The organism is Actinotalea sp. (assembly GCF_035443605.1).
Classification (GTDB): Bacteria; Actinomycetota; Actinomycetes; order Actinomycetales; family Cellulomonadaceae; genus Actinotalea.
Map to the genome: position 1 here is coordinate 1 of NZ_DAORSQ010000210.1, position 1,873 is coordinate 1,873.

Below are 1,873 nucleotides of genomic sequence, written 5' to 3' on the forward strand. Positions count from 1 at the left end.
CCCTGCAGGCGCCCGGCCGCGTTGTGGGCCGTGCGCCCGTGCCGCCAGAGCACGACGGCCCGCGCGGTCACTCCTCGACCGCCGACCCGTCGCCGCCGCGGGCGTCGGCCGGCAGCTCGATGACCGGGCAGTCGGACCACAGGCGCTCGAGCGCGTAGTAGACGCGGTCCTCGGCGTGCTGCACGTGCACGACGACGTCGCCGAAGTCCAGCAGCGCCCAGTGGCCCGTGCGGACCCCCTCGCGCCGCAGCGCCTTGACACCGATGGCGTGCAACGCCTCCTCGACGGCGTCGACGATCGCGGACACCTGCCGCTCGTTGGTGCCGGAGGCGATGAGGAAGACGTCGGTCAGGACCAGACGCTCGCTGACGTCGAGGGCGATGATCTCCTCGGCCTTGCGGCTCGAGGCGGCGCGGGCGGCCGCGACTGCGACCTCCAGGGCGTGGGGGGAGGCGGGCACTAGTTCCCTGTCGGGTCGGAGGGTAGGGCGACGACGACCGTGCGGTCGCCGACCCCCAGGGCGCCGGCGGCGCCGTCGTCCTGCGTGACGACCATGAAGATGAGCATGCCGAGCACGAATGCCACGACGATGAGCACGATCATGTGCAGCCAGGTGTAGGGGTGCGCGCGCGGGGGCACGATGCGGGTGTCGTCGACGTCCGGCACGACGGCGTCGTCGCTCGCCGTCGGCCCCGCGGCGACGGGCCGGTCGGTCGGCACGACGGCCCCGGCCGGCAGGCTCGGGCCCCAGGAGGTGCTCGCGGGGACGATGGCGCTCCACTGCGGCACCGGGCCGGTCGAGCCCGTGGCCGGGCGCACGGCACCCTCGACGACCTCCGGGGCCTCCTGCGCGCTGCGGCGCAGCCGTCCCACGCGCACGGGCGCGGCGGCGGGGGCGTCCGGATCGGCCGACGTGGGCGCCCCTGCGCCCGGGCCCTGCGCTGTCAGCGACGGCTGAGCGGACGGCCCACCGAGTGCCGGGCCGGGCCAGCCTGCGCCCCCGGCGAGCGGCACGACGTCGTCGTGGCCCAGGGACGGCACGGAGCCGTTCCCCGCCACCCCGGGACCGCTGCGCTGCCGCTCGGCCTGCTCGACGGCGGCGCGCTCGCGCGCAGAGCGCTCGACGGCCAGCCGGGCGGCCTCGACCCGCGCCCGCTCGGCGCGCTCGTGCTCGAGCCTGGCCGCCTCGACCCGCTCTCGCTCGGCACCCTCGACATCGAGCCGGCGCTGCTCGACGCGGGCGCGCTCGAGCCGGTCCCGCTCGGACTGCTCCTCCTCGGCCCGTGCGCGCTCGGCCGTCGCGGCCTGCTCGCGCAGCGAGCGTTCGGCCGCCTCGCGTTCCAGGCGCTCACGCTCGACCTCGGCCCGCTCACGCTCGGCACGCTCGGCGTCGGCGCGCTGGGTCGCGATGCGCTGCGCCTGCGACCGTTCGAGGTTGAGGCGTGCGGCCTCCTCACGCTCGGCCTGGGCACGGGCGGCCTGGGCGCGCAGCGCGGCGGCGCGGGACTCGGCGGAGAGCACCTCGACGGGCTCGGCCGTGGGCGCCGTGGGCTCCTCGACGCTCGACAGCTCACCGCTCGCGGTGACCCGGCGGATGCCACCCGTCAGGGCAGGCGGGGAGACCGTCTGCTGGGCCGCCGTGGCGGCTCGCAGCTCCCGGCGCGAGAGCTGCCGTACCGGCTCGGGTGCGGGCTCCGGCGCAGGAGTCGGCTCCGGCGTGGGGGCCGGCAGCGGAGCGCGTACGGGTGCCGTCGGCGCCCGTAGCTCCCGGCGCGACCGCGGCCGGGCCGGCTGCTCCGGCGGGGCCGCGGCCGGTGCGGCAGCGTCGGCCGACGCCGCCTGCTCGGTCGCCGCCTGCTCGGTCGCCGCCTGC

The 1,873-nt window shown here is 78.0% G+C and carries 1 protein-coding gene and 1 pseudogene; both read right to left on the minus strand.

Annotation, left to right across the window (positions count from 1 at the left end; genetic code table 11):
* Positions 1-67 precede the first annotated feature (67 nt).
* Entirely contained in the window at positions 68-460 is a 393-nt protein-coding gene (gene rsfS / locus PKY62_RS13230; protein ID WP_324537713.1) for a ribosome silencing factor, read from the minus strand.
* A pseudogene (locus tag PKY62_RS13235) lies at positions 460-1,873 on the minus strand (hypothetical protein); the annotation flags it as partial. The pseudogene PKY62_RS13235 and the gene rsfS, both read right to left, overlap by 1 nt.